General features: G+C 69.4%; 27 protein-coding genes. 13 read left to right on the plus strand and 14 right to left on the minus strand.

All coding sequences use genetic code 11. The annotated features are described in order from the left end of the window. Positions 1 to 1704 carry a thiamine pyrophosphate-binding protein gene (locus ACYVKL_RS21850; RefSeq protein WP_379165533.1) on the minus strand — a complete coding sequence of 568 codons (1704 nt, stop codon included), beginning with the start codon at positions 1702 to 1704 and terminating at the stop codon, positions 1 to 3. Between the two features lie 179 nt (positions 1705 to 1883). On the opposite strand from ACYVKL_RS21850, the gene ACYVKL_RS21855 reads away from it, so the two are divergent. From ACYVKL_RS21855 to ACYVKL_RS21865, 3 genes are all read left to right on the plus strand, one after another. After that, the gene (locus tag ACYVKL_RS21855) at positions 1884 to 2399 is read left to right on the plus strand and encodes an EXLDI protein (RefSeq protein ID WP_213558516.1); all 516 of its coding nucleotides are present in this window, start codon (positions 1884 to 1886) and stop codon (positions 2397 to 2399) included. Positions 2400 to 2517: 118 nt separating this feature from the next. Further along, positions 2518 to 3477 (plus strand): ATP-binding cassette domain-containing protein, encoded by a 960-nt coding sequence (locus tag ACYVKL_RS21860; RefSeq protein ID WP_379165534.1) that lies wholly within the window; start codon positions 2518 to 2520, stop codon positions 3475 to 3477. Then, positions 3474 to 4244: an ABC transporter permease gene (locus ACYVKL_RS21865; RefSeq protein ID WP_379165535.1), complete on the plus strand. Its 771-nt coding sequence runs from the start codon at positions 3474 to 3476 to the stop codon at positions 4242 to 4244. Before ACYVKL_RS21860 ends, ACYVKL_RS21865 begins: the two co-directional genes overlap by 4 nt. Here the strand turns inward: ACYVKL_RS21865 and ACYVKL_RS21870 are convergent. From ACYVKL_RS21870 to ACYVKL_RS21880, 3 genes are read right to left on the minus strand one after another with little or no spacing between them, the layout of a single operon-like run. Further along, positions 4241 to 4969 (minus strand): zf-HC2 domain-containing protein, encoded by a 729-nt coding sequence (locus ACYVKL_RS21870; RefSeq protein WP_379165536.1) that lies wholly within the window; start codon positions 4967 to 4969, stop codon positions 4241 to 4243. The two genes, ACYVKL_RS21865 and ACYVKL_RS21870, sit on opposite strands and share 4 nt — an antisense overlap. Next, positions 4966 to 5472 (minus strand): sigma-70 family RNA polymerase sigma factor, encoded by a 507-nt coding sequence (locus tag ACYVKL_RS21875; RefSeq protein ID WP_213558512.1) that lies wholly within the window; start codon positions 5470 to 5472, stop codon positions 4966 to 4968. The genes ACYVKL_RS21870 and ACYVKL_RS21875 overlap by 4 nt, the downstream gene beginning before the upstream one ends. Positions 5473 to 5514: 42 nt before the next feature. Then, positions 5515 to 6129: a YqgE/AlgH family protein gene (locus tag ACYVKL_RS21880; RefSeq protein WP_213558511.1), complete on the minus strand. Its 615-nt coding sequence runs from the start codon at positions 6127 to 6129 to the stop codon at positions 5515 to 5517. A gap of 124 nt (positions 6130 to 6253) precedes the next feature. On the opposite strand from ACYVKL_RS21880, the gene ACYVKL_RS21885 reads away from it, so the two are divergent. After that, on the plus strand, positions 6254 to 7015 hold the full coding sequence (locus ACYVKL_RS21885; RefSeq protein WP_379165537.1) for a lysophospholipid acyltransferase family protein: 762 nt from the start codon (positions 6254 to 6256) through the stop codon (positions 7013 to 7015). Between the two features lie 7 nt (positions 7016 to 7022). On the opposite strand, the gene ACYVKL_RS21890 is transcribed toward ACYVKL_RS21885, so the two are convergent. Continuing rightward, complete coding sequence (locus ACYVKL_RS21890; protein ID WP_379165538.1) at positions 7023 to 7346, minus strand: GNAT family N-acetyltransferase; 324 nt, start codon at positions 7344 to 7346, stop codon at positions 7023 to 7025. Between the two features lie 98 nt (positions 7347 to 7444). Here ACYVKL_RS21890 and ACYVKL_RS21895 point away from each other — a divergent pair, with 98 nt between their 5' ends. After that, positions 7445 to 8560 (plus strand): glycerate kinase, encoded by a 1116-nt coding sequence (locus ACYVKL_RS21895; protein ID WP_379165539.1) that lies wholly within the window; start codon positions 7445 to 7447, stop codon positions 8558 to 8560. Here ACYVKL_RS21895 and ACYVKL_RS21900 read toward each other — a convergent pair. Further along, on the minus strand, positions 8557 to 8913 hold the full coding sequence (locus tag ACYVKL_RS21900; RefSeq protein ID WP_213558507.1) for a winged helix-turn-helix transcriptional regulator: 357 nt from the start codon (positions 8911 to 8913) through the stop codon (positions 8557 to 8559). The two genes, ACYVKL_RS21895 and ACYVKL_RS21900, sit on opposite strands and share 4 nt — an antisense overlap. A 137-nt stretch (positions 8914 to 9050) precedes the next feature. Here ACYVKL_RS21900 and ACYVKL_RS21905 point away from each other — a divergent pair, with 137 nt between their 5' ends. Continuing rightward, positions 9051 to 9950, plus strand: a complete 900-nt coding sequence (locus ACYVKL_RS21905; protein ID WP_379165540.1) for an NAD(P)-dependent oxidoreductase — start codon at positions 9051 to 9053, stop codon at positions 9948 to 9950. Here the strand turns inward: ACYVKL_RS21905 and aroQ are convergent. After that, a complete protein-coding gene (gene aroQ, locus ACYVKL_RS21910) occupies positions 9937 to 10374 on the minus strand; it encodes a type II 3-dehydroquinate dehydratase (RefSeq protein ID WP_379165541.1) in 438 nt (145 codons plus the stop codon). The two genes, ACYVKL_RS21905 and aroQ, sit on opposite strands and share 14 nt — an antisense overlap. Positions 10375 to 10402: 28 nt before the next feature. After that, the gene (locus ACYVKL_RS21915; RefSeq protein WP_357189344.1) at positions 10403 to 11014 is read right to left on the minus strand and encodes a hypothetical protein; all 612 of its coding nucleotides are present in this window, start codon (positions 11012 to 11014) and stop codon (positions 10403 to 10405) included. A 337-nt stretch (positions 11015 to 11351) separates the two neighbouring features. Between ACYVKL_RS21915 and ACYVKL_RS21920 the strand changes: the two genes are divergently transcribed. Then, the gene (locus ACYVKL_RS21920; protein WP_379165542.1) at positions 11352 to 13028 is read left to right on the plus strand and encodes an NTF2-like N-terminal transpeptidase domain-containing protein; all 1677 of its coding nucleotides are present in this window, start codon (positions 11352 to 11354) and stop codon (positions 13026 to 13028) included. Here the strand turns inward: ACYVKL_RS21920 and ACYVKL_RS21925 are convergent. From ACYVKL_RS21925 to ACYVKL_RS21945, 5 genes are all read right to left on the minus strand, one after another. Further along, a complete protein-coding gene (locus tag ACYVKL_RS21925; protein WP_379165543.1) occupies positions 13025 to 13405 on the minus strand; it encodes a DUF3054 domain-containing protein in 381 nt (126 codons plus the stop codon). The two genes, ACYVKL_RS21920 and ACYVKL_RS21925, sit on opposite strands and share 4 nt — an antisense overlap. Positions 13406 to 13609: 204 nt before the next feature. Further along, positions 13610 to 14764, minus strand: a complete 1155-nt coding sequence (locus ACYVKL_RS21930) for a lysylphosphatidylglycerol synthase transmembrane domain-containing protein (RefSeq protein WP_379165544.1) — start codon at positions 14762 to 14764, stop codon at positions 13610 to 13612. 4 nt (positions 14765 to 14768) lie between these two features. After that, positions 14769 to 16286 (minus strand): adenylate/guanylate cyclase domain-containing protein, encoded by a 1518-nt coding sequence (locus ACYVKL_RS21935; protein WP_379165822.1) that lies wholly within the window; start codon positions 16284 to 16286, stop codon positions 14769 to 14771. 112 nt (positions 16287 to 16398) lie between these two features. Continuing rightward, complete coding sequence (locus ACYVKL_RS21940; RefSeq protein WP_213558502.1) at positions 16399 to 16833, minus strand: YdeI/OmpD-associated family protein; 435 nt, start codon at positions 16831 to 16833, stop codon at positions 16399 to 16401. A gap of 34 nt (positions 16834 to 16867) precedes the next feature. Continuing rightward, positions 16868 to 17224 (minus strand): VOC family protein, encoded by a 357-nt coding sequence (locus ACYVKL_RS21945; RefSeq protein WP_379165545.1) that lies wholly within the window; start codon positions 17222 to 17224, stop codon positions 16868 to 16870. Positions 17225 to 17383: 159 nt separating this feature from the next. Between ACYVKL_RS21945 and ACYVKL_RS21950 the strand changes: the two genes are divergently transcribed. Next, complete coding sequence (locus ACYVKL_RS21950; RefSeq protein ID WP_379165546.1) at positions 17384 to 20053, plus strand: ATP-binding protein; 2670 nt, start codon at positions 17384 to 17386, stop codon at positions 20051 to 20053. An 8-nt stretch (positions 20054 to 20061) separates the two neighbouring features. On the opposite strand, the gene ACYVKL_RS21955 is transcribed toward ACYVKL_RS21950, so the two are convergent. Further along, positions 20062 to 20691, minus strand: coding sequence for a VOC family protein (locus tag ACYVKL_RS21955; RefSeq protein WP_379165547.1), 630 nt, complete (start codon positions 20689 to 20691; stop codon positions 20062 to 20064). Positions 20692 to 20948: 257 nt separating this feature from the next. Between ACYVKL_RS21955 and ACYVKL_RS21960 the strand changes: the two genes are divergently transcribed. The 5 genes from ACYVKL_RS21960 (at position 20949) to ACYVKL_RS21980 (ending at position 25549) form a co-directional block, all read left to right on the plus strand. Next, positions 20949 to 22076 (plus strand): AI-2E family transporter, encoded by a 1128-nt coding sequence (locus ACYVKL_RS21960; RefSeq protein ID WP_379165823.1) that lies wholly within the window; start codon positions 20949 to 20951, stop codon positions 22074 to 22076. Next, complete coding sequence (gene macS, locus ACYVKL_RS21965; protein ID WP_379165548.1) at positions 22060 to 23256, plus strand: MacS family sensor histidine kinase; 1197 nt, start codon at positions 22060 to 22062, stop codon at positions 23254 to 23256. Before ACYVKL_RS21960 ends, macS begins: the two co-directional genes overlap by 17 nt. A 14-nt stretch (positions 23257 to 23270) precedes the next feature. Beyond that, on the plus strand, positions 23271 to 23933 hold the full coding sequence (locus tag ACYVKL_RS21970; RefSeq protein WP_379165549.1) for a response regulator: 663 nt from the start codon (positions 23271 to 23273) through the stop codon (positions 23931 to 23933). Between the two features lie 105 nt (positions 23934 to 24038). After that, positions 24039 to 24686 carry a DUF1707 SHOCT-like domain-containing protein gene (locus ACYVKL_RS21975; protein ID WP_213560722.1) on the plus strand — a complete coding sequence of 216 codons (648 nt, stop codon included), beginning with the start codon at positions 24039 to 24041 and terminating at the stop codon, positions 24684 to 24686. Between the two features lie 50 nt (positions 24687 to 24736). Continuing rightward, complete coding sequence (locus ACYVKL_RS21980; protein ID WP_379165550.1) at positions 24737 to 25549, plus strand: alpha/beta fold hydrolase; 813 nt, start codon at positions 24737 to 24739, stop codon at positions 25547 to 25549. Positions 25550 to 25561: the final 12 nt, after the last annotated feature.

Below are 25561 nucleotides of genomic sequence, written 5' to 3' on the forward strand. Positions count from 1 at the left end.
TTACCTCCTGGGTGGCGTCAGGAACGGTGTGAACGGCGGGATTTCGTCGGGATCGCAGTCGATCGCGACGAACGACGGTCCCGGGCGGTCGAGGCAGTGCCGCAACGCCGCGGCGAGCTCGGCCCGGTTCTCCGGTGCGTGGGTGCACAGATCCGGGAACATGGCGGCCATCCCCGCGCCCGGATACGCGGGACGAAACCTGTTGAAGCTGTACCGATCCCCGTAGTACAGCTGTTCGCGCGTGATGCACATGGCGTGCGCGTTGTTGTTGAGGACGATGAAGGTGATCGGCAGCCGGTGCTCGACGGCGGTGTGAATCTCCATGCCGTGCATGAAGAACGCCCCGTCCCCGGCGATGACGAAGGTGCGGCGCGGGCCGCCGTCGGGGCGGCGCTGCCGGGCGAACGCGGACCCGATCCCGGCCCCGAACGCGTAGCCCATCCCGCCCATGCCGAGCGCCACGGTGAAACGCCCGCCGCGCGGCAGGCGCAGGTGATGCACCACGGCCGCACCGGTATTGCCGGCGTCGGCGAAGACGTCCGACTCCGGGGGCAGCGCGTCGTTGATGGTCTCGACCACCGTGCGGTAACGCAGCCCGGGGCCGTCGGAGGGCGGCACGGGAATCGGGGTGAGGGTGTGGTCGACGGGCGGGCGCGGTCGCAGCGGGATGATCTCCGCGTCGGTGTCGATTGTGTCGGAATCCAATTCGCTGATCAGCTCGGTCAGGGTGCGGGCCAGGTCGTTGGTGTGCGCGTGCGCGGCGGCCGGGTACGGCGGCTGCGCGCCGATGCTCGCCAGCGGCACCGCCGCCAGCGCGCCCTCCATCCCGGCCCGCGCGGTGACCGGCATGCGGGTGCCGATGAGCAGGCACAGGGCGGCCCCGTGCAGCGCGTCGAGCAGTTCCTGATGGCCCATGCTGCCCGAGACGCCGCAGAAGCCCGGGTCCGCGTGGTGGTAGACGTCCTTGGCGTCGGGGGCGACCCCGATCGCGGCGTCCAGTCTCGCGGCGAAGCGGGCCAATTCGTCGCGGGCGTCGTCGCGGGCCACCTGGTCCCCGGCGATGATCACGATCTTGCCGAGGGCGCGGGCCCCGCGCACGATGTGCAGCACCCGCCACAGGCTCTCGATCTCGCGCCGGTAGGCGGGCGCGGGCGGCGTGAATTCCGGGGCGACCAGGTCGGCCTGCTGGATGTCCTTGGGCAGCAGCAGGACCGCGGGTCCGCCGCGGCGGGCGGCGGTGACGGCGCGGGTGAGGTGGGCGGGCAGGTCGGCGGGGGCCTCGACCCGCGCGCAGTAATGCGAGATCGGCCGGTACAGCGCGACCGCGTCGAACGCGCCGGCCTGCCCGCTGGAGTCCTGGAAAGCGCCCTGGCCTTCGAGGGCGGTCGGGGGCTGCCCGATCAGGGCCAGCACCGGCACCCGGGAGGCGAACGATTCGGCCAGTCCCGCGACCAGGTTCACCGCCCCGCCGCCGGAGGTGGCGCAGACGACCCCGAGGCCGGCGGTGGAGCGCGCGTAGCCGTCGGCCATGGTGGCGGCCCCGAATTCGTGCTTGGCGACAACGGCGGTGATCAGGTTCCGATGTTCGAAGGCCGCGTCGTACAGATCCTCGATGTTCGCGCCGCCGACCCCGAACAGGTGCCGGACACCCAGCGCTGAGACCGCCTTGACCAGCTGGTCCGCGACCCGTGTACCGCTATGCATGGGCGATTCCTTTCGGGCGGCGTCACCGCTCGTCGAGGCGGCCGCCACGGTGCCCGTGTGCCTTCAACCGGGATACGAAATCCGAGTAGCCAGGGGTTCAATCCCGCTACCGACCTCGGCGTGTCCTGGAGTTGAACCTCCTCTTGCCGTGTATGTATACGTCTACGTATAGTGAGATCATGCCGAACAAGACGATCTATGTATCCGATGATGACCTGAAGCTTTTCCAGCGGGCACAGGAGCTGGTCGGGGGCAATCTGTCGGGGGCGATCGTGACGGCGTTGCGGCGCTTCATCGAGCTCGAGGAGGGACGTCAGCAAGGCTACGACGAGGTGGTCCTGAAGGTCGGCAAGGACGGGATCCGACAGGTTCGATTCTCCGCCACGCTGCTGACCGAATGGCATCAGGTCACCAATGAGCGCATCGAGGATATCCGGGTCTTCCGCACCCGCAAGGGCGCGTACGCGGTGCACAGCCACTTCTCCAACTGGTCGGAATTCCCGACCGACACCAACATCCTGAAGGACTGGCGGCAGTGGCGGCGCTTCCTCGGTGTGGGGGAACAGAATTGGGGTGACTTCACGCTCGAGGTCTTCGACACGGTCAAGGATCTCGAGGGCAAGATTCCGGAACGCCTCTACGCGCGCGTCATCGACGCCACCGCACATCCGAACGTCGAGGATCTCGACATCTGATTCGAAACACGCTGTAGCACAACTGAATAGCTGAAACCCACAACCTTGATCGCAAGCCTCGGCGGTCACGGCGTAGCTAACGCATGCACACATGCCTATTCATTGATGAGAGGGAGACATGAACCTCGACCCCGGCGCGGCGGCCATCAGCGTCGCCGGCCTCTGCAAATCCTTCGGCGAGCAGATCGTGCTCGACCGCATCGACTTCACCGTTCCCGCGGGCACCGTGTTCTCGCTGCTCGGCCCCAACGGCGCGGGCAAGACCACCACCGTGGAGATCCTGTCCACCTTGCAGCGGCCCGACGGCGGCGAAATCTCCGTCGGCGGGCACGATCCCGTCACCGACCCCGACGGAGTGCGCTCGGCGATCGGCGTCACCGGCCAGTTCTCGGCCGTGGACGAACTGCTCACCGGGCGCGAGAACCTCATCCTGATGGGCGACCTGCATCATCTGCCGCGCGCCGAAAGCCGCAGGCTCGCAGCCGAACTGCTGTCCACCTTCGACCTGGCCGAAGCCGCGGACAAGATCGCCTCCAGCTACTCCGGCGGCATGACCCGGCGGCTGGACCTGGCCATGACCCTGGTCGGCGATCCGCGCATCATCTTCCTCGACGAACCCACCGTCGGCCTGGACCCGCGCAGCCGCCGCGCCATGTGGGACATCATCCGCGACCTCACCGGGCGGGGCGTCACCATCTTCCTCACCACCCAATACCTGGAGGAGGCCGATCAGCTGGCCGACCGCATCGCCGTCCTGCACCAGGGCCACCTGGTCGCCGAGGGCACCGCGGATCAGCTCAAACGGATGGTGCCCGGCGGCTACATCCGCCTCGACTTCGCCGAACGCGGCGAACTCGACTCCGCCGCCCGGCTTTTCGGCGACGCGGCCCAGGTCAACGGCGACCTCACCCTCGCCATCCCGAGCGACGGCGGGGTGCGCTCGGTCCGAGAGGTGCTCGACCGGCTGGACGCGGCGCGGGTGGAACCCGAAGGGCTGTCCGTGCACACCCCCGACCTCGACGACGTCTTCCTGGCCCTGACCGGCGGCCACGCTCCCGTCAAGGAGAACCTGAAATGAGCACTCTGAGTACATCGTTCGCCGATTCGAAAACCATGCTGCGCCGGAATCTGGTGCACGCCAAGCGGTATCCGGGCATGACCTTCGCGTTGGTCATCATGCCGGTGGTGCTGCTGCTGTTGTTCAACTTCGTGTTCGGCGGCGCGCTGAAGTCCGCCACCGGTGGCCGGTACATCGATTACCTGACGCCGGGCATGATGCTGCTGATCCCGGCCTACATGGTCGCGGGCATCGCGGTCGGCGTCTCCACCGATATGACCAAGGGCATCATCAATCGCTTTCGCACCATGCACTTCTCGCATCCGTCGGTGCTGACCGGGCACGTGGTGGGCACCTGGATCCAGGGCATGGCGGGCGTGGTCGTGATGACGCTGGCCGCGCTCGCCATCGGCTTCCGGCCGCACGCGAACCCGCTGGAATGGCTGGCGGCGTTCGGGCTGCTCGGGCTGATGGTGTTCGCGGTGAACTGGCTCGGCGCCGGCTTCGGCCTGGTCGCCCAGACCCCGGAGAGCGCCTCCAACCTGCCCATGCCGATCATGCTGCTGCCGTTCCTCGGCAGCGGGCTGGTACCCACCGACACCATGCCCGCCGGAGTGAAGCAGTTCGCGGAGTATCAGCCCTTCACGCCGATCACCGAAACCCTGCGCGGGCTGCTGATGGGCGGGCCGATCGGGCACAACGGCATCCTCGCCATCGGCTGGTGCGTGGTGATCACCGTTGCCGGATACTTCTGGGCCACCACGACCTTCCGTCGCAAGACGGTCTAGAGCCCGGCCGCCAGCAGGACCTTGCCGGACATGTTGCGGATCTCCACCGTCTTCAACTGTTCCGGCGAGGCCGACGCGGTGCCGTCCAAGGTCAGGGTCTGGCCCGACTTGACCGTCCACTCGGCGAGTTTGGACTGCACGCCGTCGGCGCGGGTCACCCACATCGACAAGGTCCACACGCCGTAGACCTCGTCCTTCTCGTCGGCGGGCGGGTACGCGCACCACATGTCGACCCGGGTCTGGCCGTTGATCGACACCACCTTGAAGGTGGCCTGGATCGGAGTGTCGGTCTGCGGCTTCAACGGTCCCTGGGCCACCACCTGCTGCACCAGTGCGGGCCGCTCCTGCCCGGCGACCGAGGCGGTCACCGGGACCGCGATGGTCACCGCCGCGGCGGCCGCCGCCACCGCGCCGCCGATCGACCACCAACGGCCCCGGCGGCGTCGGGCGAGGGCCCGGTCGGCCAGGGCGGGCAGCAGCCGCTCGGGCGGCGGCGGCACGGTGTCCGGCGGATCCTCTTGCGCCGCAATCGACAGCGCGGTCTCGGGATCCACCAGGGCCAGCAGACCGGGCAGTCCCGCCAGTTTCGACACGGCCGAGCGGCAGGAGTCGCACCCGGTCAGATGCTCCTCGTACTCGCGGCGGTCGTCCCGGGCGAGAGCTCCGAGCACATACGCGCCATCCCACGTGGTGTAGCCATCGCACAGCTCATGGCCCTCGGTCATCTCGTCACCCCCATCTCCTGCAGCACCAATCGCAATGCCCGCATGCCGTAGTGCATCCGGGACTTGACCGTGCCCTCCGGGATCTCCAGTTCCCCCGCGATCTGATGCGTGGAAAGGCCCCGGTAATAGGCACGGACGATCACGTCGCGGTGATCGACGCTCAGTCGCGCCAGCGCGTCCGCCACCAGCCATCCGTCCAGCGCCCGATCGGTCTTGTCCGGTTCGGGTACCTCCGGCGGATGATCGGTGCGGAACTCGCGCCGGCTGCGCGCGCTGCGATGCTCGTCCACCGCCAGATTACGGGCCACCGTGAACAGCCAGGCCCGCGCCGAGCTGGTCGACTGATCCAGCACATTCGGCCGCTGCCATGCCCGTAACAGGGTCTCCTGCACGATGTCCTCGGCCCGGCCCGGATCCCCGACCAACCCGTAGGTGTACCGCCACAACGCCGCCGCGTGCTCGTCGTACAGCGCGCGTAACAACGCGGCCTGGTCGTCCGGCATCGCTCACCTCCGCATCGACCACGACACAGGTGTGCCGGCGGTTCAGTTGCGCTCGAGCTCGATCGGGTGTGTGGCCAGCAGGGACAGCGGGAGGGGTTGGCGGCGCAGTACGTGGGCCCACAGGTCGACGCGGCCCGCCAGCGGGTCGGTGGGCAGGGCCGAGAGGACGATCCAGTCGCCGCGCTCGAGTTCCCCGTCCAGCTGGCCGAAGGTCCAGCCGGCGTAGCCCGCGAAGACGCGGATGCCGTCGACCAGCGGTTCGATGTGGTCGGGGTCGGAATCCAGGTCCACCAGGGCCACCCGGCCGTCGACCCGGCGCACGCCCGACACACCGGCAATGGACGCGCCCACCTTGATGGTGGCCAGGCACAGCGCGGCGTCGCGTTTCACCGGGCCGCCGATGTAGAGGGCGCGCGGGCCGGCGGCGAGCTCGGACCAGTTCGGGAGCACGTCGTGCAGGGCGGTGTCACTGGGCTTGTTGAGCACCACGCCCCAGGTACCGCCGTCATTGTGTTCGAGAATGTAGACCACCGAGCGACGGAAGGACGGCTCGGTCAGATCGGTTGCGGACACCAGCAGGGTGCCTGGACGAACTCCCTGGTCCTCGTGCCGGAATTCGCGTCGAGAACGGTCACCGTGTTCCTCTGCGCGTGCCACTCAGTCATCATCGCACTGAGACACGGCAATTGCGTTGCTTAATTTGCTGGTTACCCATTTGTGCCGTGGCGAGCCGGAAAAACTTGTCCCGCATACCTTGCGGTTGGTAGCTAGGGTGAGCGCTATGGAACGCCCCGAGGTCATCCTCGAGAACGCCGAGACCGTGTACGACTTCTACCGTGACCACCAGCAGAACCTGCTGAAGGCGAAGGCCGCCTACTGGCTACTGGGACGTCGCTACCGGCCCCGCGTCGCGTACGCGGACGGGGCGCGGGAGAAGTTGCGGGAGTTGATCTCCCAGCGGCGGCCGTTGCTGATCGCGGTGAACCACCTCTCCCAGCTGGACCCGTACACGGTCGCCGCCGCGGCCTGGCGCAGCGCCCTGCGGCCGGTCATCGGGCACGCCCGGGTGCTGGCCAAGGACGAACTGTTCATCGAGCCGAAGCTGCGCGAGCGCATCGACATGATGGGCGGCATCCCGGTCTTCCGGGGCAAGGACCACGGCGTGCGCGCGGTGAACGCCGCCGGGCAGCGCATGATCGACATCTGCGCCGAACGCATGGCCCGCGGCGACGGGGTGGCGGTGTTCCCCGAGGGCACCTGCAACGACGTGGACCCCACCCGGGTGCAGACCATCGGAAGCGGCATCGGGCACATCGCCTTCCGGGCCAAGAAGCTCGGCGCGAACCCGGCGTTGGTGAGCCTGGGGCTGAGCTACGGGCCGCGCCCGGACCCGGCCGTCGAGCCCACCAAGGAAGAGGCCTACTCGGCCAGCTTCTATTTCGGGATGCCGGTGGGCGAGCTGCCCGCCAAGCCCGCCGAGATCACCCGGGTGGTGCGCGACGAGCTGCAGGACGCGCTGGACGGCGCGGTGAAGGCGTACTGACCCGGCCTCAGTGCTGGGGCAGGTTGAGCCGTTCCCGCGACCAGTACGGCACCAAAGCCAGGTAGGCGGGCCGGGATTCGACGAAATGGTGCACCATCGGGCACAGCGGCAGAATCCCGAACCCTTCGTCCCGGGTCTGATCCAGGGCGCCCTGCACCAGTTTGCGGCCGAACCCCTGCCCCTCGAACTGGGGATAGATCTCGGTGTGCACGAAGGCCCGCTCATTGGCGGTGTCCTGATACGCCGCGACCCCGGCGAGGTAATCGTCGACATACAACTCGAACCGCTCCAGCACGGAATTCTTGCGGACCTCGATCGACTGACTCGGCATGCGTTCGACGCTAGTTCCCCGGCGACGGCTATTTGTCCGATTGGCCGAACGACGGTGCCTGGCGTGTCGCTTCCCGCCGAGCAGACCACACTGGAGGGATGACGGACCCACGGCCACGCCGGGTGCTGCTCGCCCCGGACAAATTCAAGGGCTCACTGACCGCCGCGCAGGTGGCGGACGCACTGGCGGCGGGCATCACCCGCGCCGCACCCGACCGCGAGGTGCACCGCTCCCCGGTGGCCGACGGCGGCGACGGCACCGTGGACGCCTTCGTGGCGGCGGGCTGGGAGCGGGTGGAGGTCGAAAGCTACGGGCCCACCCTGGCACCGGTGACCACCGGCTACGCGGTGCGGGGCCGGACCGCCGTGGTGGAGCTGGCCGCGGTCAGCGGCGTCACGAAACTGCCGGGCGGGCAACCGGATCCACTGCACGCCAGCACCTACGGGGTGGGTGACGTGATCGGGGACGCGCTCGATCGCGGGGCCCGCGACATCGTGCTCGGACTGGGCGGCAGCGCCTCGACCGACGGCGGCGCCGGGCTGCTGCAAGCCCTCGGCCTGCGCATCCTCGACGCGGACGGCAACGAATTGCCGTGCGGCGGTGCGGCACTCGTGCGAGCGGTGCGGGTGGACCGCAGCGACCTGCATCCCGGCCTGGCCGATGCCACCATCACCCTGGCCAGCGACGTGGACAATCCGCTGCTCGGCGCCGAGGGCGCGGCGTCGATCTACGCCCCGCAGAAAGGCGCGGACCCCGAGCAGGTCGCCACTCTCGAAGCGGCGCTGAAGAACTGGGCCGCCGTGCTGGGTCCGGAATGGGCGGACAAGCCGGGCGCCGGCGCGGCGGGCGGCACCGGATTCGGGGCGCTGGCGGCCCTGGACGCGAACCTGCGTCCGGGCATCGAGCTCATCCTCGATCTCATCGACTTCCCCACCCTGCTGAAGAACGCCGACCTGGTCGTCACCGGGGAGGGCTCGCTCGACGCGCAGAGCCTGTCCGGCAAGGCCCCGATCGGCGTCTGCCGGGCCGCGCGGGCGGCGGGCCTGCCGGTGATCGCGGTCGCGGGGCGGATCCAGCTCACCCCGGACCAGGTGCGGGAGGCCGGATTCGATGCCGCCTACGCGCTCTCGGAGCTGGAGCCCGACCCGGCCCGCAGCATGACGGAGGCCGCCGCCCTGCTGGAACGGATCGGCGAACGGATCGCCGGGGCCTAGGCGGACGGGGGGAGCGCGCGGCCGGGAACCCGGTTCCGATTGCGGTCCCCCCACTCCTCCAGCGGCCGCAGCGCCACGCTGAGCTCGCGGCCCAGCTCGGTGAGCGAATACTCCACGCGCGGCGGGATTTCCGGAAAGATCTCCCGGTGCACCAGGCCGCTCGCCTCCATCTGCCGCAGATTCTCGGCGAGCACCTTCTCGCTGACGCCGGTCAGCAGCCGCCGGATCTGCCCGAACCGCTGGGTGCCCTCGGCCAGCACCCACATCAGGTGCAGCTTCCATTTGCCGCCCACCGCGTCGATGGCGATGGACATCCCGCACACCTCGTGATCCGCGTCACCGCCGGTACTCATCGCGCCCTCCTGACCAGAATTCCAACCTCCAGGTAAGCAACCGCACCTCCGGGTGCGGTCTTCCCGAGCCGGCCTTCCCCGGCCACCATCGATTCCGGCGCGCCACCGTCGAACAGTCGAAAGCGAGGGGATACACCATGTCTGAACCGCGTAAATCCGTCACCGTCATCGGCCTGGGCCCGATGGGGCAGGCGATGGTCGAGGCGTTCCTGAAGGCCGGGGTGGAGGTGACGGTGTGGAACCGCAGCCCGGAGAAGGCCGATGCGATGGTCGCGCTGGGGGCGAAGCGAGCTGACACGGTCGCGGCGGCGCTCGACGCCAACGCGGTGACCGTCCTGAGCCTCACCCACTACGCCGCCATGTACGACGTGCTGGGTCCGGCCGCGGATCACCTGCACGGCAAGGTGATCGTCAACCTCTCCTCGGATTCACCCGGGCAGGCGCGGGCGGGCGCGGCCTGGGTGCGGCGGCACGGCGCCGAATTCCTGTCCGGCGGAGTCATGTCGGCGGGCAGCAATATCGAGCACCCGGCGTCCTACATCTTCTACAGCGGCCCGCGGGCGGTCTTCGAGGCGCACGCCGAGATGCTGCTACCGCTCAGCCCGCAGGAGTACCTGGGCGCCGATGACGGTCTGGCCCAGGTCTTCTACCAGGGCCTGCTCACCATCTTCCATCCCTGGCTGCTGGCCTTCGACCAGGCCACGGCGATGATCGCGCGCTCCGGCCACGACATCGCGCGGTTCGTGCCGTTCGCGGTGCGTTCCAGTGCCGCGTTCCCGTACTTCATGGAGCAGTTCTCGGTGGAGAACCAGAACGGGGGCTGGGCCGATCTGGCGAGCCTGCGGATGATGGACGCGGGCGCGCAGCACATCATCGACGCCAGCGCGGAGGTCGGCGTGGACGCCACGCTCTCGCAGACGGCACAGGCGTTCTGGCGCAAGGCCGTCGCCGCCAGCCTGCGGGCCGGGACGGCGGTGTCGACCTATGCGCTGATGGGGGACGCCGCGGGCGATACGCGGGCGGTCAGCGGGCGCTGAGGAACTCGATGGCCGCCACGTAGCCCCGGATGCCCATGCCCGCGATCACCGCGGTCGCGATGGGCGAGACGAACGAGTGGTGCCGGAACTCCTCGCGGGCGTGCACATTGCTGATGTGAACCTCGACGATCGGCACCTCGGGGATCACCAGCGCGTCGCGCAGCGCCACCGAGGTGTGGGTGAGGCCGCCCGGATTGATGACGATCCCGGACTCCACGCCGCGGGCGGCGTGGATCCGGTCGATCAGCGCGCCCTCGTGATTGGACTGGAACGCAACGATCTCCCGATCGAACCGGGCCGCGGTCTTGCGGCACAGTTCGACCACATCGTCGAGGGTGTCGGACCCGTACACCTCGGGCTGCCGGGTGCCCAGCATGTTCAGGTTCGGGCCGTTGAGCACCAGGATCGGGCCGGTCGCTGCCATGCGCCCACTGTATCGGCCCGGGGCTCGATCACAGGCCGCGCGGTCCCTCCGTCCGCAGGTCGTCGACTTTGCGCATGGCCGTGCGCAATTCCCCGAGCCATTCCTCGGCGTGTTTGCCGGCCAGTTTCACCGTCCAGGCCAGCGCGTCGGAGCGGGAGCGGGCGACGCCGGCGTCGACCAGGGTGTCGAGCACCTTGCGCTCGGGCTGGCGCAATCGGGTCATCACCGGAACGGCCAGGTGGGTGAACATGATTCGCTCGCCGTCGACGAGCACGCCCCAGGCGACATTGCGGCCGTAGCGGGCCTGGGCCTCCTGGGCGATCTGCATGCGGGCGGGCCGGGTGGTCTCCCGGAAGCGGGCGAGCAGGCCCTCGCGGGTGGCCTGCGGGACGCCGGCGGGCGGGGCGTCCGCGACGTCGGCGTCGAGTTCGGTCGCGGGGGCGGGTTCGGCTGGGGGGAGGGGGAGTTCGCCGAGGACGACGATTTCGTCGCGATCGACCTCGAGGGTTGCGGGACCGGTGAACCAGTCAGCCGGCAATCTGCCGGCGAACCAGTCGGGAGCGTCCGAGGCGTCGGGAAGGTCGGCTTGCTGCCAACCGCCGGTGCGTCCGAAACCAGGTCCACGATGTCCGTGTCTCATGTTGGTCACTCTCACTAACGGCATGGAGTTGTAATGCTGATTACAACGTTACGTCCAATGACCGCGCGTGGGTTCCGCTCTGGGAGAACGGGGCGCTCGGGGTTGGTCACGAATCGCGCGCAGGGCTGTCACCAGTGAGAACCGAACGGTCGGCCGAGTCCCGAATACGCCAGTGCTGTAACCGACCGGTGATCATGTAATTGGTTACTGCCGACCGACTTCGGCACTATGGTGATGCTCAGGACATGCACGCCTGGTGGATGAGGTGGACCGCGGGCCTCCGGCAAGCGGTACCGTGGACCTGTTGCAGATGTGGCCAGAGTGAAGAGTGGGCGATATGGATGTGTGGGGATCCCGCCGCTTCCGGATTCGAGGTGCGATCGCACTCGCGGGTGTGGCGGCCATCGCGATCGCGATGGGGTCATGTGGGATTCGGGATCGATCGACGGGGGCGGAAGCCGTGGTCGAGCGGTTCACCGCGCTCATCGACAAGAAGGACTACGACGGGGCGTCGCGACTGACCTCCTACCCGGCAGGGGCTTCGGCAACGCTGAAGCAAGTCTTCGATGGCCTGGCGCCGGGTAAGCCGGACTACCGCGTGACCCAGTTCATCGGACTGGACGGTACGACGGGTCTCTTCTCCATGACCGGCGCCTGGAACTTCGGCGACAAACGGGACTGGAAGTACGACCTCAACGGCACCGTGCGCAAACTCAGTGTGGGATGGCGCATTTCGTGGGATCCCGCCCTGATCGTGCCGCAGCTCGACGCCAAGCGCACCGCCAAACTCGTCCGCACTTACGCCCAGCCCTCCCCGCGCGTGAACGACATCATCGGCCAGCCGCTCATGACCGAGCAGACCATCAACGTGGTCAAACTGGACCCGGCCAAGATCGCCGACCCGGTCGCCTCCACCAACGCCCTGGCCGCGGCCATCGCCCCCGTCGCCCCGCTCATCGACGGACCGGAGCTGATGCAACAGCTTTCGGCCTCACAGGGCAAGCCCATCACCGCGGTCAACCTCCGCGACGGCGACTTCGCCATCCTCGAACCCCGGATGGCCCCGATCCCCGGCGTGGTGCTGGAGAAGCAGCCCAAACTGATCTCCGCCGACCGCCGGGTCTGGTCGCCCATGCTCGACGCGCTCACCAACGTGTGGCTGGACAACCGCGACGGGCACTCCGGCTGGGGCGTGCAATTGTTCGAGCCCAACGGGGCTCTCGTCACCCAGCTGGCCGGTGAGCAGGGGCCGCCCGGACCCGACATCCCCGCCACCATGGATCAGCATCTGCAGCGCGCCGCCGAGGACGCCGCGGTGAGCACCGGCTCCCCGACCTCCATCGTGGCCATCCAGCCCTCCAGCGGTGCGCTGGTCGCGGTCGCCCAGAACAGTCAGGCCAGCGAGCGCGGCAATATCGCCTTCACCGGGGTGTATCCGGTCGGCGGCATGATCGAGCTGTTCAAGAATGTCGCGGCCGTCACCAAACACAAAGCGCCGCAGGATGTCTCGGTCGGTGACGCGGCCGACGCGGCCAGCCTGCTCGGCATCGGCATCGATTTCCGGGTGCCCGGCCTGGACGAGACCACCGGCCGCCTGCCCAGCGGCAAGAACGGCGCCGAGAACGTCGGCCGCGGCAATGCCGCCGACTCGCTGCTGGCCAGCCCCTGGGGCATGGCCATCGCCGCCGCCGCGGTCGCCCGCGGCCAGGTGCCCAAGCCGATGGTCGCCATCGGCCAGCCCGCCACCACCGAGGCCGATCTCGCGGCGCTGCCGCCCGAGGCCACCGACCGGCTGCGCGCCATGCTGCACGACGGCGCCGGCGCCCCGGAAATGGCCGCCCTCAACCGGTATCGCGACGTCCAGGTCTTCGGCGCCACCACCGGCAACAACGGCTGGCTCATCGCGACCCTCGGTGACCTGGCCTTCGCCATCCATATCGACGACCCCGACAGCGGCGACCTCACCGCCCGGGTGGCCGCCCGGCTGCTCCAGTCCCTGGCGACCCCGGACTAGCGCACCAGCACCCGCACGGCGGCCCGCCAGCCGATCACGAACAGGGCCAGGAAAGTCGCGGCCACGATCACGAAACTGAGCGCGACGCCCTGACCCGACACCGCGCGCAGCGCCATGCCGCCGACCAGGGTGCTCAGCCAGACGATCACGCCGGTCGGCCACACCGCGCGGCCATCGAAACGCTGTGCCGCCGAGACGCCTTCCCGGCCCGCCGCCACCGCCACCGAGATCACCCAGCCCAGCAGCAGACCCGTGCCGAACGGCCAGAACGTGCGCAGCAGACCGGCGGCGATCGCCTCGTCGTGACTGCGCCGCCCGATCGCGCAGAACACGAGCACCAGTGCGACATCCACGACGAACGGCCCGAGTTTCTTCACGCCGCACAGGGTATCGGGCGCTGCGGGCGCGATCGTGCCGGGACACCGCGCTCTGCCCAGTCAGGGGCGCACAGGTTCGTCTTCGACCGCCAAGGTGACAACTGACGGCGTGGCGGTCGGGGTAACTCACCGGGTACGCCCAAAATAGTTTCGGCTCGCGACGCAGGTACGGATACGAGGCCGGCGACGGTACCCAGCTGTCCGCTAAAGGTTCGGGGAGGCGGGGGAGGCCGGAGAGTCCGGGGGATTGGTGCGGCGACGGTCGGTGACCAGCGAATTGCCGCGCTCCTCGAACTCCTTCTCCAGTTCGGCGTCACCGGCCTGCGGCTTGCGGAACAGGAACAGGAACACGATCCAGCCGACGATCGCGACCAGGATGAAGCTCACCAGCCGGTACAGGAACGCCGCCGCCACCGCCTGCGCCGCGGGCAGTCCGGCCGCCGCGGTCAGAGAGTAGATGAGGGTGGCGTCCACATAGACGATGCCGCCCGGCGCCAGCGGAATGGTGCCCACGGCCTTGCCCGCCGCGAAGGCCAGCATGAGCGCCGCCCAGCGCGGGTCCGCACCCACCGCGTAACAGGCGAAACCCAGGCAGGCGACATCGGCGAGCCGGTGCACCAGCGCCCACGCCGCCACCCACGCGCCGTCGCGTTTGCCGAGGTCCACCGACTCCAGCTGGGCCATGATCTCGGCGACCTTGTCCATCCCGGCATCGGTGGGCTTGTGCCGAATCCGATTGACCAGGTGCAGAATTCGCTGCAACAGCCCCTGCACGCCGTCCGGGTGCCGGGACACGTAGTTCACCGCCCCGATCAGCAGGGCGACGGTGCCCAGCGTCAGGATCACCTTGGCGGGGCCCACCCGGTCCCCGGCCAGCACCGTGCCGAACAGGCCGAGCAGCGCCAGCCCGGTCGCGGCCACCACGCCCGACATCACCAGCTGCCAGGACGCCACGATCGGGCTCGCGCCCCAGCGCCGGGTCTGCCGGTAGGTGAAGGCGGTCGAGAACACCTGGCCGGCGGGCAGGGTCAGCGACATGCCGGTGGATCCGTACACCACCGACACCGACTTGCGCTGACTCACCTCGACGCCGCCCGCGTGCAGCAGCTGTTTCTGGATGCGGCCGAACCCGCTCATGGAAACCGCCTGCATGAGGATGCAGGCGGCGACCCAACCCCAATGGATTTCGGTGAGGTTCTTCCAGGATTCGTGCAGGCGCGGATACAGATATATGCCCTCGGTTATCAGCAGTCCCACGAGCGCGGCGCCGAGCACCCATTTGGCCCACCAGAATCTGCCACGGTGCGAGTTATCCGCGGGCGGCGCAGGTTCGCCGTCCAGCTCACCATGGGCCGTCACGCAGTCAGCCTAACGAACTCGCCGCCGACTCGTCGGCAGCAGCGGTATCGGCGCTTTTCAACGGCCAGGCCAGCCGGGTTTTCCGGCGCCGGCCACGGAGTTGCACTTCCTCCCCGGTCTGCCAATGACGCTGCTCGTTCTCGTCGGCGAAAAACAGCGCGCTCGACGAGGTCAGGACCCGTTCGGGACGGTCCTTGGCGAGTTCGGTCAATCGAGACGCCTCGTTCACCGGATCACCGATCACGGTGTATTCGAAACGATTTGCCCCGCCGATATTGCCGGCCACCGCCAGCCCGGCCGAGACGCCGATGCCGATATCCAGTCCGACCACCTCACGCAGGGCTTCCCGCAGTTCACGGGCCGCGGCCAGGGCGGCGGTCGGCGCGTCCGGGCGATCCAGCGGGGCGCCGAAGATGGCGAGGGCGGCATCACCCATGAATTTGTTGATGAGCCCGTGATGGCGGTCGATCACATCCACCACGACCCGGAAGAACTCGTTGAGCAGACTGACCACTTCGGTCGGCGGGCGTTCCGCCGCGGTGGCCGTCGAACCGACCATATCGACGAACAAGACCGCCACGAATCGGGTTTCACCACCGAGTTCGGTGCCGTACTCCAGCGCGCGCAGCGCGACATCCTCGCCGACGTGCTGACCGAACAATTCCTGGAGTTCCCGGCGTTTCGCGGCCTCACCCATCATGCGGTTGAAGCCAACCTGCAGCAGCCCGATTTCCGAACCGTCGAAAACCTCCACCTGGACATCCCGCGCGCCTTCCTGCACCCGGTCGATGGCCTGGCTGAGCTGGCGAATCGGATCGGAAATGGAGGAGCCGGTGAGCATCGACAGCGCCAGCGCCTGCATGATCACCACACCGCACAACAACAGAATCGAGACCGCCAGCGACTGCGCGGAAAACTGGACGCGAGAAGAAATCTGGGTGACGCACAGCAGCACGATGGCGATGGTCGGCGCGAAGGTGCCCATGCCCCAGGTCATCGCCATCCGGGTGCCGACGCCCGCGGTCAGCGTGTGGTCGAAGGCCCCCACGGTCAGCGCCTCGGCGGCGACCGGCCGCAGAATGCGTTCCCCCAGCATGTAGGTGAAGCCGAAAACGATGGTGGCGGCCATACATTCGGTGACGATCACCGCCGCGGCCAGCTCCGGGGTCCGCACGATGATGAGCGAGGCCAGCACCGCGCCGCCGACCAGCCACAACACCAGATGCACGATGGCCTGCCGCAACGGTGCGTGCAGCGCCGCCATCTGTTCCTGCCGCGACGGCGGCCCGCCCCGCACCTGCCAGCGCATGACCGGGCGCAGCATCAGCGCCGACGCCGTCAAGCTCAGGAAACCGCCGATCACGAACACCAGCGCCGGAACCAGCAGACCGGTCTCCCGGGTCGCGCTGGTCCCGCCTTCGGGAACCGGCAACCCGTACTCGATGAAGGCCCACACCAGGACAGCGCCGAACGCGTTGGCCGCGAGCATCGAAGCCAAGTACAGCGGCCAGCGGGTATGCATGGTCTGTTTGACCGCTTCCAGGGGCGCTGACACGGTCTCCAATCTAGCTCCCTCGCCGCTCGGGGGCGTCAGCGCGCAGCGGCTGTGGAACGGGACCGGCGCTGCCCGGGTTTCAGCCCCGCAGGGTGGCGATGGCCTTCTCGATGCGCCGTTGACGCGTGTCGGGCTTCTTCGCGCTCTCGATGGCGTGCACGTGCTCGCGCTTGCGGCTGTGGGAGAGGTTGTCGTAGGCGGCGCGGGCGGCGGGGTCGTCGTCCAGGGCTCGGGCGAAGTCCGGGGGTTCGACGACGACGCGCGGCCGGGTGTCGAGTTCCACCTCGACCTCGATCTCCTCGCCGATCTCGACACCCGCGGCCTGCCGGTTGGCGTGGCTGAGGCCGAGCAGGTAGCGGCCGCGCATGAGCGCGACCCGGCTCTGCCAGGTGTGCCCGTTGATCGTGATCGTCACCGGTGGCCGCGCGCCCTCGCCGAGCGCCGCCACCACCTCGGGCGGAACTTCCAGGCCCCGCATGGGCTCGGGCGGCTCGACGTGGGTCCGAAACTTCATGATCTTGCTCCTGCGGGTGGTCGGGGAAGAGCGGTCAGCGATCTTGGAGCAGGCCGAGGATATTGCCGTCGGGGTCGATGACCTCGGCGACTCGGCGGCCCTGGCCGACATCGCGCAACGCCTGTTTCACGGTGGCGCCGGCGGCGGTCAGTTCGGCCAGCCTGGCCTCGATATCGGGCACCTCCCAGTAGATGACCGGGGTGGTGATGGCTTGCGGGCCGCCGTCCGGAACCAGGCCGATGTGGTGGCCGTCGATCTCGAAGCCGACGTAGTAGGTGCCTTCGATCTGCGGCGGTACACCCAGCAGGGCGGTGTAGAGGGCCGTGGCCGCGGCCAGGTCGGAGACGGGATGCAGCACGGTCTTGATGCCCTTGGCTGCGGTGGCGGTCATGTGCACTCCTGATGTCCGGCGTTTGCGCTGTTCGGTATGGGAATCACGGTATTTCCGGCCCGACGGTGTGACATCCGTGCTGACCACGGATCCCGCCACGGAGAGGCCCCGCCGCGGTGTTCTCGCGCATGTGACCGGCCGTACGTGAGAATGTTGGGCGTGTCGAAGTCGAAGCTCGCCGCCGGGATCTCGGATCGTGAAGCCGAGGTGCTCGCCCTGGTGGGGCAGCATCGCAGCAATGCCGAAATCGCCGCGCAGCTGTTCATTTCCGTGCGCACCGTGGAGACCCACGTGTCCTCGCTGCTGCGCAAGGTTGGGGTAGCGGACCGGCGGGCGCTGGCCGGCCGGGCGGCCGAGGTCGAGCTGGCCGAGGACAGCGGGACGCAGGCCGCCGTGCTGCCCTCGCCGCTGACCTCGTTCGTCGGCCGCGAGCGGGAACGCTCCGCACTGCGCGAGGCGGTGCGGGCGCATCGGCACGTGACCGCGCTGGGGCCCGGCGGAGTCGGCAAGACGCGGCTGGCCCTGGCTGTCGCCGCGGACCTTTCCGGTGAATTCACCGGCGGCGCATGGTTCGTGGACCTGGTGCCGGTGACCGACCCGGCGATGACCGGGGCCGCGGTGGCGCGGGCGCTGGGGCTCGGCGAGCAGCAGGGGCGCAGTCTCGACGACTCGGTGTCGGCCGCGCTGGGCGAGCGCCGGGTGCTGCTGGTGCTCGACAACTGCGAGCATCTGCGCGACGGGGTGGCGCCGTTCATCGAACACCTGCTCGCGCAGTGTGCGAACGTGACCGTGCTGGCCACCAGCCGGGCGCGGCTCATGGTGCCGTTCGAGCAGGTCTTCACGGTGCCGCCGCTGTCGCTCGGCGATGACGCCGACGACGCCGTGGCGTTGTTCCTGGATCGGGCCGCGGCGCTGGGCTGGCCGGTGGACGCCAAGCAGCTGGATCAGGTGCACGAGATCTGCGGACGGCTCGACGGGCTGGCGCTGGCCATCGAACTCGCGGCCGCCCGGCTGCCCACGCTGGGACTCGACGGGCTCGGCGCGAGCCTCGCGGATCCGTTGCGGCTCTTGGTCGGTGGCCGCCGGGCCGACGAACGGCATCAGTCGGTGCGGGCCATGCTGGATTGGAGCCAGGCGTTGCTGACCGCCGAGGACCGGTGCGTGCTGCGCCGGGTCGCGGTGTTCGTCGCGCCGTTCACCGCCGCCGACGCCATGGCGGTGGCGGGATCGCCGGAACTGGATCCGATCGCGGTCGCCGACGGGCTGGCTCGGCTCACCGAGCAGAGTCTGCTGACCGTGGTGCGTTCCGCGCGCGGCACCCGGTACCGGGCCTTGGAGACCATCCGCCAGTACGAGCGCGAAGAACTGACCGCCGCCGGTGAACTCGACGAAGTCCTTGCACGCCATCTGAATTGGTGTGTGGCGACGGCCGGCGAGCTGCTCGCCGATCCTGCGTCGGCCACCCGCGAGTGGCGCTCCGCGTTCGATGCCGCCGCCGACGATATCCGCGCGGCGCTGACCTCGACGGCGGTGCAGCCCGAACGTCGGTCCGAGGCACACGATTTGGCGATCACGTTGGCGCAGTTGACCTTCGCGCGAAATCTGATCGGTGAATCCCAGCGACGCTACGAGCAGGCGGCGGCGCTGACCGATGACCCGGTCGCGTCCGCCGCGGCCTTGCGGCGGGCCGCCGAGGCGGCCGGTTGCCGGATGCGGGGCGAGGATATGTACCGCCTCTACCGCGCCGCTGCCGAAACCATCGGCGGTGCAAGTGATTCCGCCGCGTCGGCCCGGGATCTGGCCACCGCCGCGATCACCGTCTACCGCATGTCCGACACCTTCGCGCGGCCGGTCGCTGCGGGTGAGGCCGCGGCGTTGCTGTCGCAGGCGCGTGAACTCGCCGGTGCGGACCCGGCCGCCCTGGCCGCCGTGGCCCTCGCCGAATGCGGTGTGCACTCCGATGCCGCGCGCACCGACCTGCCGGAATCGGAAACGCCTGCCACCGTGGCGATCTCGCTCGCGCAACACGCGGTGGAACTGGCTGATCGGACCGGCGACCCGCTCGCCCGCAGCGCGGCACTCGACGCCCTCACCGCGGCCCAGTGCTGGGCCGGGGATGTCTTCGCCGCCGCCGAGACCACCCGTCGGCGGGTCGACGTGCTGACCTCCATGCCGGTGACGCCCGCCAGTGCCCTCGAGCGTGTCAACGCGTTGTCCGAGGCGGCCGATATCGGTATCGGAGTCGGAGATCTCGAGGAATCCCATCGCTGGGCCGAACAGCTGCGGGACCTGCCGTTGCTGGCCGAGCGTGGTGATTTCGCCACCTCCGCGCTGCTGGTTGTGGACGCCCTGCTCGGCAATCTCGACGAAGTGTTCGCCGACAGTGGACGATTCGTCGATTCCTGGGAGCTCTCCGGCCGTCCCTGCGTCCCCAGCCTCGCTCCGGCGGCCGCTGCGGTCGCGATGGCCCACGGTCTGCGCGGTGACGACGTCGCCCGCGCCGAGTGGCTGGCCATCGCGGACACCCTGGGCGGCACATCCGACCGTCAGGTCGCCTACCGCGCCGTCTTCGACGCCATGGTGCTGCTCGACCGCGGGCAACCTGAACAGGCCTTGGCCGAACTGGCCACCGAGCCGGACGCATTGGACGAGCAGACCGTCTGGATCTGGCGACACTGGTATGTCGCCCTGCGCGCGGAAGCCGCGGTCCTGGCAGGCCATCCGGATGCGCGCGGCTTCGTTGCCGCGGCTCGGACCACGGTGTCCGGCAACCCGATGGCCGTGCCGATCGTCGAGCGGGCCGCCGCTCTGCTCGGGGACGGGGCCTGATCGCGCGCTCAGGCCGTCGCTTCCCACACGTACCCGTCCGGGTCGGCGAACGAACCGATGCCGCTGTCCATGACGATGCGGTGCGATCCGCTGCCTTCCAGCCCGACTCCCGCCTCCTTGGCGGCGGCCTTGCGCGGGTACAGCGCCAGGGTGACCGGCGACCCCGGCTTGGCGAACTCGGCGTACTTGCCGCCGAAGCTCTTCGACGCCGTCAAGCCGCGATCGACGTAGAACTGCTTGCTGGCCTTCACATCCGACACGCCCATCAGCAGGACCAGGTCGTCGATCTCGCGGGTGAACGGGCCCACGTCCTTCTTCTTGGAGGTGGCGATCTTCCAGATCGTCCCCTCCGGCGCCTGCAGTACCGCGCTGTAACCCCACAGGCTCTTCTTCGCGGGCTTGAGGACGGTGAACCCGGCGTCGACGGCGGTGCCGACGAGGCTGTCGACGGTGGAGGGCTGCGACACGACCAGGGACATGATGTATCCGCGGAAGCCGGTCGTCGGCGTCGCCGCGGCCCGGAACCCGAGCCGGTCACCGAGTCCGAACGCGGCCTCGTAGGTCGCGGCTGCGGCCCGGGGGTCGGCCACCTCGAGCTGAACGTTGATGTCGGTGCTGATGTTCGCGTTGATTTCCATGCTCATAACGCTAGGCAGGGGCGGCCCCGGTCACATCCGTGCCGACCACGGAACCCACCACGGAGATGAGACCGTGGGAGTACGGGTGCACCCGCCGCCCCGGAGCGTAGAGCGACATCCGCGGGGGACCCGATGGACCCTGTGGTCTGCGATACATGCCGGCGGAGGTTCCGGCCGATAGGCTCGCCTGCGTGAGTGAGGCGCAGGCCAGCGGGTCCGGGGAAACGAGTGCGGTACGGCGGCGCGACGCGGAGGCCGTGCACCCGCTGGTGCGGCAGACCGCGGAGTGGTGCTGGCGGTTGCTCATCATCTTCGCGGCGGTGCTGGCGTTCGCGTATCTGGCGCGGCGACTGTCCACGGTGACCATTCCCATCTCGATCGCGCTGCTCGGCGCGGCATTGATGGCGCCGCTGGTCAATTGGATGCAGCGGTTCGGGGTGCCGCGGGCCATCGGCGTGCTGGTGGCGCTGATCGGGTCGCTGGGCATCCTCGCCGGGATCATGACCTTCGTCGTGGAACAGTTCGTCTCCGGTGTCCCGCAGCTGTCCGACGAATTCAAGACCTCGGTGCACCAGGTGCAGGACTGGCTGATCAACGGGCCGCTGCACCTGAGCAACGATCAGATCCGCAATGCGGGCGACACCATCGTCAAGACCGTCGAGTCCAACAAGGACGCGCTCACCAACGGGGCGCTCACCACCGCCACCGTCATCGGCGAATTCTTCACCGGCGCGTTCCTGACCCTGTTCATCCTCATCTTCTTCCTCTACGGCGGCGACCAGATCTGGGAGTTCGTCACCCGGATCGTGCCGACCGCGCACCGCGCGCAGGTGCGGCAGGCCGGACGGCTCGGCTTCGGCACCCTGACCGGCTTCGTCCGCGCCACCGTGCTGGTGGCGGCGGTGGACGCCGTCGGCATCGGGGCGGGCCTGGCCATTCTCAATGTGCCGCTGGCGCTTCCGCTGGCCTCGCTGGTCTTCATCGGCGCGTTCATTCCGATCGTCGGTTCGTTCATCGCCGGCTCGGTGGCGGTGTTCATCGCCCTGATGACCAAGGGCCTGGTCACCGCGCTCATCGTGCTGGGCATCACCATCGCGGTCATGCAGCTGGAAGGCCATGTGCTGCAACCACTGCTGATGGGTCGCGCGGTGCGGATCCACCCGCTCGCGGTGGTGCTGGCCATCGCCTCGGGTGTGGTGCTGGCCGGGCTCGCGGGCGGTCTGCTGGCGGTGCCGTTCGTGGCGGTGCTCAACACCGCCATGCGCTCGCTGCTCGCGGATTCGCCGCAGGAGCTCTACCAGGAGCTGCACAGCGGCGACCCGGACAAACCCATGTTCAGCGCCGAACCCGACGATCCAGACCTCGACCGTGGCTTCGGTTACTGAACCCGATCCCGCCTGGGCCGCCACCGCGCCGCTGTGGCGGGCCGTGCAGGCTTTCCGGTTGGTCACCCTGCTGTACGCGGTGGGCCAGCAGATCGCCTCGGTGCCGCATTACACCAATCAGCGGCTGAGCTGGGCGTTGATCGCCGTCATGGCGGTGTGGTCGGGCATCTCCGCGGTGTTGTTGTCGCAGTGGCGGATCCGGAACGAACCGCGGGTGCGCACGGCCGTGGTGATCGGCGACCACCTGGTGGTGATCGCGCTGATCTTCGCCACCCGGCTGGTCGCGCCCTTCGACTGGTATCACGGCCATCAAACCCTGCCCACCACGCTGTGGGCCGCCAATGCCGTTGTGTCCGCGGCGATTCTGTGGGGGCCGTTCGGCGGCATCGGTTCGGGTCTGCTCGTTTCCGCCGCCGTCATCACCGCCCGCGCCCAATGGGACTTCGACGTCTGGCGGGATGCCACGCTGCCGGTGCTGATCTCGGTGGGCCTGGCGCTGGGCCTGGCCTCGAACACCGCGCGCCGCGCCCACGCGCAACTCCAGCGCGCCATCCGGCTCACCGCGGCCGCGCAGGAACGCGAACGGCTGGCCCGCCAGGTGCACGACGGAGTCCTGCAGGTGCTCAGCTACATCAAGCGGCGCGGCACCGAGATCGGCGGCCCGACCGCGGAACTGGCGCAGCGGGCCGGGGAGCAGGAGGTCGCGCTGCGGGTGCTCATCTCCGAGCAGGGCGAACCCGCCGACGTCGGCGGCGTGGACGAGGACCTGCGCCCGCTGCTCACCGCCCAGACCACGCCGTCGGTGTTCGTCTCCACCCCCGGTGACCCGGTGCTGCTCGGCCATTGGGCGGCCCGCGAGGTCGCGGCCGCGGTGGCCGCGGCGCTGGCCAATGTGGTGCAGCATGCCGGGGCGGGCGCGAAAGCCTATGTGCTGCTGGAGGACATGGGTGACGAGCTGATCGTGAGTGTTCGCGACGACGGCCCCGGTGTCGCGCCCGGCCGCCTCGCCGAGGCCGAAGGGCAAGGGCGCATGGGTGTTTCGCGGTCGATCGTCGGCCGCATCGCGGCCCTGGGCGGCACCGCCCACCTGCTGTTCGAGGCGGCGCCCGCGGACGGCCCGCCCGACGAGGGCGCGGGCGCGGAATGGGAGTTCCGCATTCCCCTCGACCGGCGACAATGAGAGCGGAGGCGGAGATGAGCGAATCACAGTCCAGGATCACGGTGATGGTGGTCGACGACCATCCGATCTGGCGCGACGGCGTCGCCCGCGACCTCGCCGCGGCCGGGTTCGACGTGGTCGCCACCGCCGACGCGGTGCGCTCGGCCGGAGCCCGCGCCGCCGCCGTCCTCCCGGCCGTGGTGCTGATGGACATGCGGCTCCCCGACGGCAACGGCGCCGACGCCACCGCCGAGGTCCTGCGGGTCTCCCCGCGCACCCGGGTCCTGGTGCTGTCCGCCTCGGCCGAACGCGACGACGTGCTCGACGCCATCAAGGCCGGCGCGACCGGCTACCTGGTCAAGAGCGCCTCGGCCACCGAACTGCTGGACGCCGTGCGCGCCACCGCGGCGGGCCAAGCCGTCTTCACACCCGGTCTGGCGGGGCTGGTCCTCGGTGAATTCCGGCGTATCGCCAACACTCCCGCCGACCGCGACGAGCCGCACCGGCCCGTGCTCACCGACCGCGAGACCGAGGTGCTGCGGATGGTCGCGAAAGGCTTGTCCGCCAGGCAGATCGCCACCCGCCTGAGCCTGAGCCACCGCACCGTCGAGAACCATGTGCAGTCCACGCTGCGCAAACTGCAGCTCGGCAACCGCGTCGAACTGACCCGCTACGCCATCGAACAGGGCCTCGAGTAGGGGACCGGTTCAGGGATTGCCCTGATGCGGTGGCGGCCCCGTGCTCGCTAGCCTCGAAGCATGGGAGGTCCTGAAGCGGTTTCCGCGATCGAGACCGGCACCGTGATCGGCGACCGGGATCTGCGGGTATCTGATGTCGAACGCGAACATGTCGGCCGGCTGCTGCAGCGAGCGGTCGGGCTGGGCATGCTGTCGCTGGGGGAGTTCACCGAGCGCATGGACACCGCGCTCGCGGCCAAGACCCGCGGCGAACTCAATGCGGTCCTGATCGATCTGCCGGGTATCCGGCTGGTCGGACAGCCCGCCCCCGCACCCGCTGCGCCGCGGTACCTGCCGCCGCAGCCCCGCTACGTGAGCGGGCCGCGGATGCCGGTGGCCATGCCCGGCAACGTGATTCGCGCGCGCATGTCGAGTGTGCGTCGCCACGGCGTGTGGCATGTGCCGCCCAGCCTGCGTCTGAACAGCCTGATGGGCAGCGTGCACCTGGACTTCACCGAGGCCGTGATGTCCACCCAGGTGGTCGAGATCCACGTCGACGACACCTGCAGCTCGCTGGAACTGATCCTGCCCGCCGAGGCCACCGTGGACTTGAACGCCATCGATCTGATGGGGTCCAGCGTCAACACCAAGGTCCGCAGCGGTCCGCCGATCGGGCCCCTGCACATCGTCGTGCACGGGAGCCTGCGGTTCAGCTCGGTGACCGCCAAGCACCCGTTCGGAACCAGCTGGAAGCGCTTCCTCAACGGGGCGTGAGCCGCGATCGCGGTCGGCGCGAGCCTGGTCCGGACGGTAGGGTCACGCCCATGGTGGATGGCGTCCCGGCTCCCGAGGCAGTGCATCGAACCGGCCGCGGGGAACCGCTGCTCCTGCTGCACGGCGTGCTGCTCACCTGGCAGTCCTGGGGCGTCGTGCTCGACGAACTGGCCACCGGTCACACCGTGCTCGCCCCCACTCTGCCCGGCCACTGGGGCGGACCCGAGGCCGGCCGGCCCGCCACCGTCACCGCCCTGGTCGACCACTGTGAACGACTGCTCGACGAATCCGGTTGGGACACCGCCCATATCGCGGGCAACTCGCTGGGCGGCTGGATCGCCCTCGAGCTCGCCGCGCGCGGCCGGGCCCGCTCCTGCACCGCCATCGCACCCGCCGGACTGTGGCGCACCCCCGCTGCCGCGGATTCCCTGCTCCGCCGGTTCCGCGCCTTCGGGCCGCTCATCGGGCTGGGACCGGACCGGCAGCCGACCATGCCGTCGCTGCTCCGCAGCCTGCTGCTGCCGCTGCTCGCCGATCGCCCCGCCGCGGTGCCGAACGCGCTGGCCAAGGCCATGACCGCGGCCATCACCGAATGCGCCATCGTCGACGACCTCTCTGCCGACCCGAACCTCCCTGTCGGCTTCACCGGTCTCGCCGAACTCGAGATCCCCACCACCATCCTGCTCCCCGAACACGATCGAGTTCTGCCGCCGCACGTCTACGCGCCGCTGACGCCCACCGCGGCCATCGAGATCCGCGCGCTGCCGGGCCTCGGACACGTCCCGATGCTGGAAGCCCCGGACCTGATCACCGCCGAGATCCTCGCCACCATCGCCCGCGCCACCGCTGTGCACCCCGCCTGACCCGCCTCCGGC

Source organism: Nocardia tengchongensis, assembly GCF_054781395.1.